This is a genomic window from Vibrio lentus, assembly GCF_002875945.1.
GTDB classification, from domain to species: domain Bacteria; phylum Pseudomonadota; class Gammaproteobacteria; order Enterobacterales; family Vibrionaceae; genus Vibrio; species Vibrio apostichopi.
In genome coordinates, this window is record NZ_MCZK01000165.1 from 1 (window position 1) to 16,759 (window position 16,759).

Consider the following 16,759-nt stretch of genomic DNA (forward strand, 5'->3'; position numbering starts at 1 on the left):
TACGCAACAAAGCCGAACAACAGCAACGAACAGTGTGTATTAGACATGCCTGCGGGGGAATTCAACATCATGGTGCGCGGCTACCGTAACTTTAACGATGTCACCATCGTCGCTAACTTTGTGCCGGATTGGCTGTAACTAATCACTAGGTTTACTCGGCCAACCAATTGGCTAACCACTTAGGCAAAAAACATAACGCAGCTGACTGGCTGCGTTTTTTGTCAGTGGCAACATAGATGTAGATGAAAATAGTTACTTCACCAAAAGCTAATTAAGCATACCTAAATATAAATAAGAGGTTATATTTTAATTAAGTAATTCGAAGTCCTTACTACTAATACATCCACCTTATATTCAATTCTATAAATAACCAACACGAATAATAAAGCGATCACTTAATTAGTTAATGCTTATTCCATTGTTATCTAACCCGTTAAACGAATACCTAGCACCCAAATCCAAACGCCAATTTAAATATAATTTCACAAACGCTCATTTAATTACTTATTTAACGAAGCTCAACATCATGCCCATATAATAAAAGAGGATAAATACCAAAAAAGGAGTAAACGATAACAAAGATATAGCCAACAAAAACAACAAGTAAGACCAGATCGTCGACATAAGGAAGAACTGGTTCAATTAAACCCAGCACTCCACATAATCATAGAAACAGACAACCAATACATATAATAAATATTGCATATATCAAACGGATGTATATTATCTATAAATTATTCGAGTTTATATGTACATTTTATAAGTTTTGTTTTCAATTCAACAGGGACAACCCTGAATTATACAAATCAAACACTACTTATATTGGGGTTAGTTATGAGTAATAAACTAAAAAGCATTATTTCTTTTACGGGATTAACTGTCATTTTAATCATGACGACGAGCTTATTGAATTGGAAGAATTTCAAAAAATCGTCAACCGTAAGTAACAGAAAACCGTTGGAGTACAAATTTAGTGCCCCCATCGAAGCTGCACTCGCTGGTGTTCAAGGACTTAGCTTTGCCATCTTAGCCGATGAGGTTCGCCACCTCGCTAACCGTACTCAACAAAGTACCACCAAAGTTAAAGAAGTTATCACCTCACTTCAACACGAGGCCAGCAACTCAATCACCACTATTGAAGATATGAAGTCTCAAATAACCACCGCGACGGTAGAGCAAACACTTGTCGCTGGAGAAATTAATCAGAGTCTTGTGGACATCCATCACAATGGCTCCCGCAAGCGGTACGCACGTTCAAACTAAACAGTTAAACCCTGTATTCACTTAACACTAAATAGGGGAAACCACTCCCCCAACTCACAACATCTGAGTTAAACAATCAAGTCACCTTACAAGGTGGCTTGATTAGCGATTTACCGTGTCCACCCAACAACATAAACCCCTAGTTTTCTCTTTGCCATATCGGCAAGGAGAGGCTTTTTGCTTTCTAAAATAAGTAAACAACTTCGCAAAAAACAAGGATAACCCTATGAAGTTAAAACGATTAACGCTCATTACGGCCATGATTTCATCCAGTGTCAATGCTTTTGAAATCTGTAAGATTGGGGACGAATATAACGTCTTAGATAGCGAGAGCTTCCACCAAATCCGCCAAAAAAATTACGATGCATTTAGTGATGGCATTACCCCTGAAAACCTTTTCCCATCGGCGCCGGAACACATTATCGACTTAAAACCATCTCTATCCGAAGCCAGTGATATTTTGCCAGAAACCGCCACATTACTGGAGACAGGGCCAGCCTCGGCGATTGCGATTGAACCGGTAGAAGCGACACGATTAATGGAAACCTTGGGGCGATCGACCAGTGGCATAGCAAAAGACGCGTTAGAAGCCTTGGGGCCAATTGGTGATGCGGTGGCTGTCGGCCTTTGGGCAAAAAGCGTTGCCAATAGCTTTCAAGACGAATCGCGCACCTCTTATGATAGGTTTGCCACCGTTATGGAGTTAGTCGATTGGTTTGGCGTATTAAAGCTTCCAGCCAGAGAAATAGATCGTCAAATATTGAATAGCCGTTGGGATAGGATTGCGGCGGGTGACCATTATAGTTATCGCGTTCATGATGACCTGATTACTCAGCAAGATCTAAGAGACAAAAACCATTGGGCTGAACTCGCATCCAAACAGCAGGCCATGTTAAACGCAGTAGCACAAGGCTTCGCGACCGATATTGCACTCAAATACCAACAGCATTATCAAGAAGTCGTTCAAGCTCAAACCATCATGGCAGAAGAGCTGATTACAGGTGTCGAGCAAGAACTGCGCAAAACCCTCTTTAGCCAGTTTGCAATCGACCATCAAGGCTCTCGCCTGTTTGCATCAGACATTGCCTTAAGCTGTAACGAAGAAACCCAAGCATTGGCAGAGCTTTACCCTCAACAAGATGTTGAAGAAAACAATAACCGCCCACCAGCGGTGCCGTCAAAACGCCAAGCCAATCGAGCTCTTGCCAAACTCCAACACTGCCAACAGCAACTACTGGATGAAGCTATTGCCAAACTTGATGCCTTACGATCGGGACAAATTCCAGGGCTTGACCAAGCCGCTGTTGAAGAACTTTATACCCGAACGTTAGCAGCAAAGACGCAGATCATTGAAACCGCGGACAACCATGTCAATTTGCTCAAGAGTAAGTTGCAAAAAGAGATGTTTACACAAGGTGAAGTCGTCGTTGAACGACTATTCCGTTCAGGCTCTGTAGAGACCATGCATAACTTCTTTAAGGCGCAAGCTGAGCGCAGCGCCATTGATGAGATGACACGGAGTATTCTAGGACGACCAGCAACGTCACAAGAAATACGCAACAAAGAGATCGTCCTTCAAAGTGGTTACGAGAAATGCGTTCGTATTGGTATTCTCGGAGGAGACCCGAATTTTCGTGGCTGTGTCGAATATGCTTGGATACCAGCGGAAACTCGCCCGTTTAATCCATCTGAAGATACGGTTATTGCGCAAATCTACCCGCCGAATAAAGAAGCGGTGAAGCGAGTTCTTTTCGATACGTTAAGCACCTTAATTGCCGACGGCTGGAACTCAGAAGACGAGGAGCATTGGTTAGAGCAACAGATCTTGAACTTTTCTGCACAGCAGCGCCTAAAACAACAAGCCGAATTCGATAAACAGCAGGTTTATCACTGGCTATTAGATTCAACCGCGCAACTTGGAGGTCAATGCACGGGTGGCAGTTCATGTGCAGGCTGGAGCAATTCGTATCTTCAAACACAGAACCTATCACGCCAATCGTCGTTGCATTACATCAACAATTGGCACGCAAACTACTCCGGCAAAAGCGCCTATGTGCACTCAAAGCGCTATCAAAAACTTGAAAGCCTCATAGCTGTCGCACTGGCAAGTGAATGGCAGGCCAAACAAGCAGTAGAGTTTTTTAGTTTTACTTATCCAGGTAGTGCCGATCTCGAAACTAACGCGCCATTAATTTACTCAGCACTCAAGTCTTCATCGCTAGACATTACTGACCTACAAGGTAATACGCTACAACTGGCCAAAGGGATAGTGAAAACTCGACTTGCCGAGGCGATAAGCGTCTCAGACAGCAACGGTATTGAGTGGCTACATTCGCAAGTGGGTCAATTCCAACGCTACACGTCTATCATCCACTCTCAACATATCTCTACGGGACATTACGCCTCTGGGGAAGAAGAGGTTACCGCTCTATTTTCAGAGATGCTACCCGCGCACCTAATGCGATACCTGATTTCAGACATTATCCCTGATAGCTATGATGCCCGTATCGAGCGCTCTATTGACGCCATCTTTAACCCAACGTCTGAACTCAATCAAAAGCTCGATAAATTAAGCAACACCAACGAAAACTTTACCAATCAACCGGGTCGTAGCTGCATGATTTACTACCCATACCTTAAGAGCGCACTCCTTGATGTTGCAGCAAATGATGACCTGTATTGGATCTCACCGCTCTCTGAATGGTACGACGCAGTCACTCGACAACAACTTAATATGTTTAGCGCACTTCAGTCTGCCGTAATCAATCAGAACAGTTTCGGCATTCCATGTGATTTAAGCCCTAACAGCTACCGATACCAATAAAGGACGGACACTATGAATACTCGTTTTTTATTACTTCTCTGTTGTTTGAGTTTTGCTGGCTTCTCTCAGCCGTTTGATACGCTCAAACAGCCAAACCGTTCTGAGGAAGAGATCATCCAACTAGCAGAAGATTTCAAAGACTGGTCAAAGGCTTCCAGTGGTTGGCGCTACTCATTCATAACTGCCAATGAAAAGGAAGCCGTGGAAGACTTTTCAATTTCCGGCTATCAGACCGCTAATGACTACCTAAGAGCAACTGACACCTCAACATGGGGCGTCGCGGGGGCGGATGCGAGGCAGTACATTCGCACGGTTAAATCGGCCCTCAACAAGCTGCCAAAATACAAAGGGACCACCTATCGAGGGACTTGGGTAAAACTATCGCTGCTTAACAAGCTCGAAGAGGGGGACGTGTTGGTCGAGCCAGCATTTACTTCAACCTCTACTCTCCCAGAAGTCGCTAAACGCTTTTCGGTAGTGCACCCCAACTCCCCACAAAGGCTCAAGCGAGTCCTGTTTGAAGTAAAGATTAATCAAGGGGGTCACACCATTGCCGGGCTTTCGGAATACAGCAAAGAAGCAGAGGTTCTATTTGCGCCAAATGCACACTTTCGAATCACCCAGATAGAGCGAAACTCTACCCATACCTACATCGGCGTGGAGACGGTGAAGGCGTCTGCCGTCAAAAATACTCAGAAATATAATCTCTATTCAGGCAAAGAAGTAGAAGCGTCATTTTGGCACTCTCTCGTTTGTACATAAGCTAAGGATCAAGCAATGAAAAAATTTATTTGGGTGCTTTGTCTCTCTTTACTGACAAGTTTTTCGGTACAAAGTGAGGAGTTTGCGGAATTTAAAGGACGTTCACTCTCCCATGAAACCCAGCAACAAATTGCTGACAACTTAATGGACTGGGCTACCACTCATCATGTCAACGCAGAAAAAAAGATGGTGCCTGAAGAATATTCCGCAATCAAAAACTATGGCCGAGTGGATCACGACGTGGTCAATGAATACATGCGGGCTGGAGAACCTGAAGGGTATTTGTCAGAAATGTTTGGTCGTACATTAAAGTCGCGAGTCTTTCATATGCGGAATGTGATGAATAAATTACCCAACTACAAGGGTACAGTCTACCGTGGCTCATCGATAAAAAATACGCTACTGGATAAGCTAAATGTTGGTGACATTCTGCACGAGAAAGCGTTTTTATCGACTTCGACATTACCGAGTGTTGCCAAGAACTTTTCGTCTGCTGGCATTTACGAAGGCGCCTCTGCAGCTCAATTCAAAATTGAGTTAAAGTCAGCAGGTCGAGCGATCAATGCTTACACGTTCAAACCGGATGAAGCTGAAATACTCGCTAAACCCAACACTTACTATCGAGTAGAAGCGATTGAAAAAATAGCGCCACACAAAAACTACATCAAGATGAGAGAGGTTAAGAATCCTAGTCGTTATCTTAAGGCTGAACCCGATATCCATATATACGATAGCTTTAATGGTGAAGAAGTCTCCCTTAGAAATCGCAGTTCCCTCTACTGCCTGTAGCGTTATGTACCTGTCGATGACGTAATACACCTGTCTATGGCGTAATGCACCTGTCTATGGCGTAATGCACCGTCTTCTCAGGTTATGTTCTTAACGAACGCTTAAACACAAAAAGACCATCATAATGATGGTCTTTTTTATTATTGCGATTCGCTAATCTAGCGCTATTAGCTTGCGGTTTTACGCATCACCTTGCCACAAATATACTCACCAATCGGCATTGCTGATGTCGCCGCCGGCGATGGCGCATTGCACACATGCAAGCTTCTTGGGCTTTCGGCAAACAGAAAATCATGAACCAAGGTGCCATCTTTGAGGACCGCTTGGGCACGAATGCCTGCTGGGTATGGTTTGAAATCTGACACCGTAATGCTCGGGCAATATTTGTTCACTAGCTTTAGATAGCCCGGCTTCCACCACGAGTTTTTAAACTCGACCAAACCGGTTTTTAGATTATTCGCAGTCACTTTCCAAAAGCCCGCAAAACTCAGCATCTGCCAAGTGTCCTTGAAACTAAAGTTAAGCTTGCCATAACCTTCTCGCTTCCAGCCTTGAACTGCATTTGGCCCTACTGTTACGGAGCCATCAATCATGCGTGTTAAATGCACGCCCAAGAATGGCAGTTCTGGGTCAGGGATCGGATAGATAAGATGATTCACCACTTGGTTATGTTTGGCGTCCAGCTGATAGTACTCACCGCGATAAGGCACGATTTGGAAATCGGTTTCTATGCCAAGCATGCTGGTCATTCTATCGGCCATTAAGCCAGAGCATGTGATCAAGAATCGGCTGTTCAGTTGTAGAGTTTGACCATCGACTTTACACGTTAACTGCACCTCATCTTCTTGCTCATCGGCCAAGATCACTTCAGTACCAAGGCTAAGTTTGCCTCCTGCTTCTACAAACTCTTGAGCCATCACTTCGGTGACTTTTTTGTAGTCGACGATACTCGTGGTTTTGACATAAATCGCGCCCAAGCCCGTGATGTTCGGCTCGGCAAGTTTCAGTTGCGCTTGATCTAAGAGGTCGACATCAATGTCGTTATCATGACAACGTTGATAGAGCGCGTTCATGCGCTCCACTTCCTGCTCATTGGTCGCGACCAACAGCTTGCCACAGTTTTCGACAGGGATATCGTGTTGGCTGCAAAAGGCGATGGTGCGCTCTACGCCACGCTTACAAAAATCCGCCTTTAAACTGCCCGGAGCGTAGTAAACGCCAGCGTGAACCACACCACTGTTATGGCCAGTTTGGTGCTGCGCGAAGCCCCGCTCCTTTTCGACTAAAAGGATACTTTTATCAGGGTGAGCTTGCTGTAATTGCCATGCCGTCGACACGCCAACAATGCCACCACCAACGATAATATAGTCGTATGTTGAGTTCATAATATTCCTACATTCAATCCTTTTAATTATAGGGAAGACGCGACAGTGTCAGGTTCAGTTGGAGACAACGATTCTTGCTCATCTTCCGATTCCTTTTTCACTTGATTAGCGTCGTATTGACGAGCCGTGTGAATAAAGAGACCAACGAAAAGCGCTACGCACACTAGGCGAATCACGACTGAAATATCAGGCCAAACCAATGCCACACCCAGCACGATTAACACAACACGAGTCAGCAGATTAATTTTACTTTCTAGATAGCCTTCAATCGCAGCAACAAACGCGTAAGTACCAATAATAGCAAAACCACCCGTGACCAAAACGGAGGTCACATCCCAACTTACCAAGTTAGTGTAGGCAATCAACAATGGCACTAAGTACAAGCCTTTTGCGATCTTCCATGCCATTAAACCGGTTCTCATTGGTGGGGTTTTAGCAATGGTCGCGGCGGCAAACGCAGTTAAGCAAACTGGCGGGGTGACGTTACTGTCTTGCGACAACCAGAAGATGATCAAGTGTGCAGAAAGCAGTGCAAGGCTGATCGCTTCTAAGCCCAAGCTTTGCTCAAGCAGGGTCTCCACGAAATCAGCAGGGACTAAAGCAATCATCTCTTTGGCTGTTTCGAGAGCCATTGGCGCATTCAGTAAGTCTAATTTTTCTGGCGCCGCCAACATGAAGATGGCTTTAGCTTGCTCAGGTAACTGACCCGAAACCAGCAAGTCGAGTAACTGGCTTTCAGCAATCAGTTTGTACAAAGCAGGAGCCGACAGAGTGCCCAACACGATGTAAGCCGCGGTTACAGGTAAGCCCATACCCAGAATCAAAGATGCCAGCGCGATTAAGGCTATCATCACCAACAAGTCGCCGTTCGCCCAGCTGTTGATCATCAACGAGAAGGTGTTACCAATACCCGTTGTGCTGATCACGTTGATAACTAATCCAATGCCCACCAACAACACCGCCGTGGTCGCCATGTTTTTTGCGCCTTGAGAAAGCGCTTCGATGATCGCCTTTGGACCCATTTTGTGATTTTTAGAGAACCATGAAGCCACTACGACAGACAGAATCGAGATACCCGCAGCATAGGTCGGCGTGAAGCCCTTCACCAACAGAGTCACCAACACCGCTAATGGGATCAGGTTGTGCCAGCCCGACAGCAATACCTTCAATAGAGGTTCACAGCCAGAAGTGACTTTTTGCACGCCACTGCGTTTTGCTTCGATGCGCACGAAAAACGCCACAGACAAAAAGTAGATAAGCGCAGGTAAGAAGGAAACCGCAATGATGTCGACATAAGGGATCTGGGTGTAAGACGCCATGATAAACGCCCCCGCCCCCATCACTGGTGGCATCAACTGCCCGCCCGTCGATGCAGCCGCTTCAACACCTGCCGCGAAACGCGAAGGGAAGCCTGCTTTTTGCATCAGAGGAATACTGATCACGCCCGTCGATACGGTATTTGCTACGCTCGAACCAGACACAGATCCCATCAAGCCAGAACCAATTACCGCAATGAAACCAGGACCACCAATCACCTTGCCAGCCGCTGCGCGAGACACATCAATGATGTAATCACCAACACCCGAGCGCACTAAGAAAGCACCAAATAGGATGAACATGAACACGAAGGTCCAGCTGATTCTTGAAATAGAACCAAACATTCCTTCCGATGAGTAAAAGCTTCGATAAAGCAGTGTTTCAAGGCTCAAGCCTGGGAAATGGAAGATGCCGCTGGTCCATTGCCCCCACAGCACCACATAGCTCAAACACACCAAGATAAGTACCGGAATAAACCAGCCCATGGTACGACGAATCAGCTCAATAACGATGGCGATCGCCAAAATAGAGAAGAACCAATCACTGGCGATGAACTTCACGCCTCGCTCATAAAGGGCATCTTCTGCAAAGGGAATGTAGATAAGGCAAGCCAGAGCCGCCAAAGCGATTCCGATATCCACTGCCAAAGCAATTTTGTTTTTTTTCAGTGAGATATGGGCGGGATACCAAAGCGCACAAATGATCGCAAAGCCAGCGAAGTGTGTCGCCGAGATCCAAAGCTCTGGCAAGGTAGATAAGGTATTAAACCAAATGTGTAATAGGGAGAGAATTACTCCCATGGTTGTTATCGCTTTGCCCACCCACGGAAAATCCGTTCGGGTCGGCAATTCAAATTTTTTCAGTTCCTGCTGCAGCGAATCGCTCATAGAAAACTCCTGCTCTCCGCAGCAAACACGAAGAGAAAATCCATAAAGTGAGGAGGTGCACGAACACATTCTTGAGCGAACGTGCACCAAGCAATTAAGTCACGAAGGGGGTATTTGTTTAACTAACGTAAACCGTCATTCGGCGAAAACCGTTAGTTAACGATCAACTCAGAAGGGATATCGATGCCCACTTCTTGGTAGTAACGTGCAGCGCCCGGGTGAAGTGGAACAGGCAGACCTGCGATCCCTTTCTCGAGAGCCATTGCTTTAGTTGCTTTGTGGATACCTTGTAGGAAAGGTAGGTTTTCATAGATAGCTTTGGTCAGCTGATAAACATCTTCTTCTGAGATGTCTTCACGAACCGCTAGGAAGTTGGGTTGAGCGATAGTGGTGATCGGCTTATCAACACCTGGATAAGTGTTTGCCGGGATCTCATATTTAGTCCAGATATTGTAATCGCCGTTCGCTTGTTTGATTTGCGCATCGGTAAACGACAGGATTTGAATGTCTTCACCCAAGGCTGCAAACGCTTGAGTTACCGCGCCAACAGGCACGCCAGCAGGCGTATTCATACCATCAATGGTGCCATTTTGTAGTGCGCTGGCACTGCCGCCGTAACCCATAAAGGCGAGTTTAAATTGTTCTGGGTTAACCGACAGGCCTTGCATGATTTGGCGTCCTGAATTCTCTGTACCTGAGTTCTTCTTACCGATAGAGAATTTTTTGCCGTTTAGATTTTCTAAATCACTCATGGTGCCCGTTTCTGTCAGATCAGAACGCACAATAAAGTGTTCAACGTTTTGCCATAGCATAGAGACTGAACGCAGTTGTTTTTGACTGCCTGACTTCTCATATGGACCAAGCCCTTGCCACGCCCATGCGCCATACAAACCTTGCAAAATAGCAAACTGTGCTTCGTTCTCATTGAGAAGTTTCACGTTCTCGCCCGATCCTGCTGAGCTGATAGCCGCCAAAGAAAAGTGCTGCTTTGGCGCAAGCTTAACTTTACTCAATGTCGCTAAAGCCACACCCACTGGATAGTAAGTACCACCCGTTGAGGCCGTCGCTAAAATGTAGCTGCGATCTTCTTGAGCTGAGGCATTGCTGATAAGGCCGATAGAGGCCATTGCGATTGCTAAAGTTTTAACTAGCTTGTTGTATTTCATTATTACTCTCCATGTAGAGTTATTCACGTTATATTTTTGTTAACAACAATTGCTAGATAGCAAGCACAATGCCAGTTTTTAAATTACTGTTTTTATTGATATTTATTTCAAAATTCACCTGAAGTAAGCCATTTCTTGCTTATTTGACTACGAATCAATGAGCTATTTTTTGCTTATCCCAAGCAGCGAATAACATCGGTTTAAAGGTAGCCAAGTCACACTGTGTTACATTTGCGTGATCAATGTTTATAAAATGATAAATATCTGATGAGCCATTTTTTGCTCATTGATGATGAGACAACATCTCTAATCTCATCACCAATTACGAATCGACATAATCGCTTCGGTTCAACGCATAGCGCACCATCTTTTGGTTCAATGTTCGACGAGGTAAATCCAAGTCTTGCATCACATCATTGATGCGCCCCTGATAACGCACTAGCGCATCATGAATCACTTTTCGCTCAAAGCTCTGTACTTGAACCGCCAACGGGATGCCTGCTGTTGTGGACTCTGTGACAGAGTTGGGGCGACACGCCAAGATATCGCCAACAGTCAGGCTTTCATCCAGTGCGAAACGAATCGCGACATTACGCAGTTCACGCACATTGCCCGGCCATGCATACGACAACAAGGCATAGCGATCAGCCTCACTGGCAACTCGGGTTTCACTGTTCGCTTCTTGAGTGAAGTGTTCGAAAAGGATCAAAGCATCGTCTTCTCGTTCACTAAGGGGAGGTAAATGCAGTTGGGCAACGTTCAAACGATAGAAAAGGTCTTGGCGAAAATCGGGGTGATTCAATAGATCGCTTTTCGAGGCAGAGACCACGCGTAGATCAACATGTTGTTGCTGATTCCCCCCCACACGTTCGACAACATTATCTTGCAAGGTACGCAGCACTTTGACCTGCATCGACAGTGGCATGCTCTCTATTTCATCGAGAAACACCGTGCCTTTGTCGGCAAATTCAAGCTTACCAATACGTCGCTTGGCGGCACCAGTAAACGCACCAGCTTCGTGTCCAAACAGTTCGCTTTCAAAGAGGTTTTCAGGAATCGCGCCACAGTTTAGCGGCACAAACGGATTGGGTTTACGCAGGCTAAACTCATGTAAGCAAGAAGCAACCAGCTCTTTACCACAGCCGGTTTCACCATAAATGATCACATTGGTATCAATTGAGGCGACTTTTTGTATCTGCTCTCGCAATTCACACATCACTTTACTGCGGCCAATCAGAACCTGTTCAATACCCTTAAGGTTATCCAGATAGTTCTGACGACTGTTTCTGTCTTGGCCACTTTGATGTTTGTCGACCGCTTCCGATACTGTTTGAGACAGACGTTCTGGGTCGAATGGCTTTTCAATAAAGTCATACGCACCTTGCTGTAACGCCTTCACCGCCATATCGACATCGCCATGACCCGTAATCAAGATAACGGGCACATCTGGCACAAGATGTTTAAAGCGCCCCAACAATTCAACACCATCAATATCAGGTAAGCGCACATCACTAATGATGGTTTGGAAATCACCCTGCTCTACCGCGTTTAACGCATCTTGCCCAACCTCAAATGCGGTGACATCGAAGCCCGCTAATTGTAACCACTGGCTGGTTGCTTGACGCACAATTGCATCATCTTCAATCAAAGCTATACGCTGCATAGTTTGGTTCCGCCACTTACATCAGAATAATGTCGCCCACGGTATGTAAAAAATCCGCAGACGAAAAGGAGCTAGCTCCCACTTTGAATAACACTCCTTTAACAGTTTTCTAATGTTTGTTAGCTTCAACTTGTTTCACTCTCCATCCGCTTAAAAAGCAAACCGAAAACCTTCTCAAGTCACTAGCTTTAAGGGACAAGTCACTAATTTTAAAAGGATTTAATCAGAAATGATGAATAACAATCGATATTGGTTGTTCCTATGTGCCTGTTTATTAATTGGTTTGGTTCAGGTAACCACCAAAAGTGGCATCAGCCAATGGAAGCTCGAACAAGCCCAACGCTATGCAGAACAGCGCTTCCTCGGATACATTGCCGAAGCCAGACGTACCCTGAAACGCTTCTATTATCTGCCCTACCTAGTGACCAATGATGAAACCAGTGTGCGTTTCATTGATGGTGAAGTCCGCCTAGAAAAACGCATTAAGAAACAGCTGATTCAATTGGATAAAGCCGCTAATACCAAAGGTTGGTATCTGCTTTCTGGCGAAGGTGATTTGTTGGTATCGAGTGTTGAAAGAAGCAAACTGAGCAAAAAGAACGCCAGCACGATTGTGTCTAAGATCCACCAGCAAGGTGGTGCGATTTCGGTGGTGACCAAAAATAAAGGCGTGACACCCGATTACTTTATTGCCGCGCCGGTTTATCGAGCGTCAGATGTGGTCGGTATTGTCGCAGTACAAATCGACCTATCGTTGCTGACCGATCAATGGTTCGCCGATGGTGAAGCGATACTGTTCCAGAACCCTCGTGATCAGTTCTTTCTCTCCAGTGATCACCGACTGAGTGCCGACTGGTTCAATGACACGTTCAATTCTCAGCCCACAGCGACAAAACGTGAACTTTATGACCAAACCCATATTCGCGTGTGGCGACTGCAAGATAAAGACTACCTTATCCAATCCATCAAGTTAGATGACCTCAATTGGCGTTTAACCTACTTAACGCCATTAACCAGCCTCAACCAGACCACGAACTGGATCAGCTGGAGCGTAGCGGTTGGCTGTCTTTTCATTCTACTGTTGCTGGTTATTCTTTATCAAAGGCGTCAGAAAAAACTCAGTAATCTGCGAATCCAAAAGCTCATCGAAGAGTCGGAAAAGCGACTGTCTGGAATGATCAACAAAACCCACGTTGGGCTAGTGCTGATCGATAAGCATGGCCATATCCACGATATCAACCTGATGGCGAAGAACTACTTTTGCCTTTCTGATTCAATGATCAGCAACATCAAGGCGTGGCAGTTATTTGAAGCAGGCAACCCAAATTCAACCACGTTACAACTACTCAAGAACTTAGAACAACACCAAGAACTGGCCGAGATCACCAGTGTCGAAACCATGGCAAGGCGCAGCGATGGCAGCTACTTCCCTGTGCAGTTCTCTATTAGCTCGTTCCCTTGGCATTCAACGCCTTATTACCTGTGTACCGTGATTGATATCAGTAAGCGTAAGAAAGCAGAAATTGCGGTTCAAAACGCCAATAAAACACTGCAACTTCGAGTAGAAGAGCGAACACAAGATCTCAAAGACGCGCAGCAAGAACTGGTGGAATCAAGCAAACTTGCCGCATTAGGTCGGATGTCGAGTGCGATTACTCATGAGTTAAATCAACCGCTTACTGGTCTAAAAACCTTACTTTCAAGTAATCAGTTGCTGATGGAAAGAGGTGAGACCAAGATGTTGAAAGCGAACATGGACTTAGTAATGAGCCTCATCGACAGAATGGCCAACATGACCAGTCAATTGAAGTCGTTCGCCTTTAAAAGACTTGAGAAGCCCTATCCAGTTTCACTCACCGAAGCACTGCAAGAAACCCTACGAATTCACCAAGCCGAATTAGACAACATCGATATTCGCATACGTGTCGCCTCTAATATTTCGATGGTGATGGGAGAGGAGGCGCGACTTCGTCAAGTGCTTGGCAACCTAATCAGAAATGCCGTAGATGCAACTCAAAATCAAACACCCGCGACCATTGTTATCAGCGCACATACCGATCAACAACGTGTGATCATCAAGGTGCAAGATAATGGCTGTGGCGTGTCAGAAGACCAACTCGAAACCATTTTTGAACCCTTCCATACCAACAAAAAAATGGGCGAAGGTTTGGGTCTCGGCTTGGCCATCACAGCAAACAATGTGCGGGATATGCAAGGCACCTTGATAGCAAAAAACAACTCAGATCAAGGCATGACATTCACGTTAACGCTACAGAATATTGATAGTGATAGTGATAGTGATAGTGATAGTAAGTAATCGCTTACATAGAGTTTAGAGTTCACACACTATTGAAAAACTAAAACTAAAAAACCGCCCACAGAGGGCGGTTTTGATTCACTTATTGGCGTGTGACTTATTCGCTAATCCGTTAACGACTTACTCAGCTAGCTGCTTCAACAATAGTTCTGTTGGGCGCACAATAGCGATGATCGATTCATCGTAGATCTTCGCTGATTCAGACAGTATCGCTTGGTAGGCTTTCGCGTCTGATGCTCGAACTTTTTCACCCGCTTGTGCTTTAGCAATCAAGGTTAACGCCAAGTCTGCGACTTCCGCGGTTTTCTCTGCGACAACCACAGTCTCTACCGAAGACACATTACCTGCGAAGACAGTTTTAGCTGCGAATGCAGCCGCTTTTGCTTGTTGATAATGCTGAACTAGTTGCTCAAGCGCTTGTTGATTACCCGTAGCAACTTCATTGACCAAGTCTTGCATCTCATACACAGCGTAGCTTTCTACTGGCAGCGCATCAACAAAGCGATTTAGGCGCTCGTATTGGCTGTATAAAGTGCCCTTAGGTTCAGTAGAATTCCACTTTTCCCAGTTACGTGCATAGTACTGTGCTGGCTCGGTGTACTTGGCAAGCACGCGCAGGTCGTGGATATCTTGGCCTTTTGCAATACGCTTCAACAACATGTCAGCATCCGCATGATGACGTAAGCCAACCGACACTTCAGACCATGTATCCATCGCTTTCATACGCTTGTACATGCTGCGCTCGTCAGTCAATTCCGCATCAGACCAGAAGCGCTCAGCAATCGCATAGCTGCGCGGCCATAGATAGTTTTCAACCGTGTGGCTGTCTTTGTTTTCTAGCCACATGGTGATCTCGCCACCCAAGATAAGCTCTTTTTCTTTGTCAGTTAATTCTGCAGGATAACCGCCATTTGGTTCAGGAATCACGCTGCCTTCAACATCACTGCTCGCAATCACTTCACCTGTGGTAGGCCAACGCACGTTACCCACCAGTTGGTAACTGCCTTCAGCAAACCCCTTTGCATTCAGGTTTAGGTTAAATTCGGTGTACGACATGAAGTTATCGAAGTGGCCAACAAAGGTTTTACCCGGCACATAATCAAGGATGAAGATCTCTTCACGAGACTTACCGTTGTAATCACTGAATGCGCGGAAAGTACCGTCTTTCGCTTCAATGATCGTCAGTGTTCCCTTACGTGGGCCGCCTTTTGAACGTGGCTTCTGCCATTGATACGTCACGAACTTTTCGCCACTGTGCTGCTTATCGTCAACAGTGATGCCACTTGGCATTGGGTCATTGCGATAATGGTAGCTAGTCGGCTGAGGTTGATCGAGGTAATAACCCGTAGAAAGAATACCTGGGTAGCCCTCTTTCGCCGCACGACCAATGCTGTCGTGCCCTTGCCAGCTTTGAATCACGATTGAAGTCGGCAGATCTTTATGCCAAATCTCATCCCAACCGGTCATCTTCTTACCGCGCTCTTCGAGCATCTTCTCAACTTTTACATTGAGGTAAGACTGCAGACCACGCTCACCATCGATATTGTTCTCTTCAATGAACTGTTGGTGCTTTTCGCTGTTTTTCCACTGCGCGTAATTCGGCTCATCGCCGCCAATATGGAAGTACTCATCAGGGAACAGCTCGGTCACTTCGTCAAACACATCACCTAGCATCTCATAGACTTCTGGGTTCAGTGGATCCATGAGAGGTTCAAACACGCCCCAGCCTCTTTCTTGCTCGTAGTTTTGCCCTTCACCGCCTGACATCAAACGCGGGTAAGCGTGAGCAACCGCAGAAGAGTGACCCGGAAGAGACACCTCAGGAATCACACGAATACCAAGGTTACGGGCGTATTCAACTAGGTAGCGAACTTGGTCTTTGGTGTAGTAATTACCATCAGCGGTTTCAGACCACAGACGCGGCCAAGATTCAGTTTGAATGCGAATGCCTTGATCGTCCCAGAAGTGCCAATGGAACACGTTCATCTTCGCCGACGCCATCGCGTCTAACTGACGAATCAACACATCGAATTCAATGAAGTGACGTGACGTATCGTAAGAGACACCACGCCAGCGGAAGCGAGGCTCATCGACAATGGTTACGGCAGGAATATGGTAGCCAGTCGCTGTGGTTTCAACGAGCTGTAAAAGGGTTTCGATGCCGTGAATTGCGCCGTATGGGCTTGGAGAGCTCAGAGTGATTTGTTCACCCTGAGTGGTAATTTTGTAGGACTCTACAGAGTCGATATTTTGTATTTCAGACCTTGGTGCCGCATCGATATCAATGATCAGGTTCGCTTGGTCTGCACTATCCACCTGCCAATTTAGAATCGGCACACCTGTCTGACGCTCAAGGCGATCAATAAAGGGCTTTGTTGCGTAATTC

The 16,759-nt window shown here is 45.8% G+C and carries 10 protein-coding genes; 5 read left to right on the forward strand and 5 right to left on the reverse strand.

Going from position 1 to position 16,759, the window contains the following annotated elements; genetic code table 11:
- Positions 1-834 precede the first annotated feature (834 nt).
- The 4 genes from BCT49_RS26315 to BCT49_RS21125 all read left to right on the forward strand — a co-directional run bounded on the left by BCT49_RS26315 (position 835) and on the right by BCT49_RS21125 (position 5,638).
- A complete protein-coding gene (locus BCT49_RS26315; protein ID WP_277869433.1) occupies positions 835-1,263 on the forward strand; it encodes a methyl-accepting chemotaxis protein in 429 nt (142 codons plus the stop codon).
- 226 nt (positions 1,264-1,489) lie between these two features.
- The gene (locus tag BCT49_RS21115) at positions 1,490-4,087 is read left to right on the forward strand and encodes a hypothetical protein (RefSeq protein WP_102437980.1); all 2,598 of its coding nucleotides are present in this window, start codon (positions 1,490-1,492) and stop codon (positions 4,085-4,087) included.
- A 12-nt stretch (positions 4,088-4,099) separates the two neighbouring features.
- Positions 4,100-4,849 (forward strand): ADP-ribosyltransferase, encoded by a 750-nt coding sequence (locus BCT49_RS21120; protein WP_102437982.1) that lies wholly within the window; start codon positions 4,100-4,102, stop codon positions 4,847-4,849.
- Positions 4,850-4,864: 15 nt separating this feature from the next.
- Complete coding sequence (locus tag BCT49_RS21125) at positions 4,865-5,638, forward strand: ADP-ribosyltransferase (protein ID WP_102437984.1); 774 nt, start codon at positions 4,865-4,867, stop codon at positions 5,636-5,638.
- Positions 5,639-5,805: 167 nt separating this feature from the next.
- Here the strand turns inward: BCT49_RS21125 and lhgO are convergent, their stop codons facing one another.
- The 4 genes from lhgO to BCT49_RS21145 all read right to left on the reverse strand — a co-directional run bounded on the left by lhgO (position 5,806) and on the right by BCT49_RS21145 (position 12,056).
- Entirely contained in the window at positions 5,806-7,023 is a 1,218-nt protein-coding gene (gene lhgO / locus BCT49_RS21130) for an L-2-hydroxyglutarate oxidase (RefSeq protein WP_102437986.1), read from the reverse strand.
- Positions 7,024-7,049: 26 nt separating this feature from the next.
- Positions 7,050-9,227, reverse strand: a complete 2,178-nt coding sequence (locus BCT49_RS21135) for a TRAP transporter permease (RefSeq protein ID WP_102437988.1) — start codon at positions 9,225-9,227, stop codon at positions 7,050-7,052.
- Positions 9,228-9,379: 152 nt separating this feature from the next.
- A complete protein-coding gene (locus BCT49_RS21140) occupies positions 9,380-10,393 on the reverse strand; it encodes a TAXI family TRAP transporter solute-binding subunit (protein WP_017107135.1) in 1,014 nt (337 codons plus the stop codon).
- Between the two features lie 322 nt (positions 10,394-10,715).
- Complete coding sequence (locus BCT49_RS21145; RefSeq protein ID WP_102437990.1) at positions 10,716-12,056, reverse strand: sigma-54-dependent transcriptional regulator; 1,341 nt, start codon at positions 12,054-12,056, stop codon at positions 10,716-10,718.
- 229 nt (positions 12,057-12,285) lie between these two features.
- Between BCT49_RS21145 and BCT49_RS21150 the strand changes: the two genes are divergently transcribed.
- Positions 12,286-14,373, forward strand: coding sequence for an ATP-binding protein (locus BCT49_RS21150; protein WP_102437992.1), 2,088 nt, complete (start codon positions 12,286-12,288; stop codon positions 14,371-14,373).
- A gap of 120 nt (positions 14,374-14,493) precedes the next feature.
- On the opposite strand, the gene BCT49_RS21155 is transcribed toward BCT49_RS21150, so the two are convergent.
- Positions 14,494-16,759 (reverse strand): family 20 glycosylhydrolase (locus BCT49_RS21155; protein ID WP_102437994.1); only part of this gene is annotated, 2,266 nt, incomplete at its 5' end.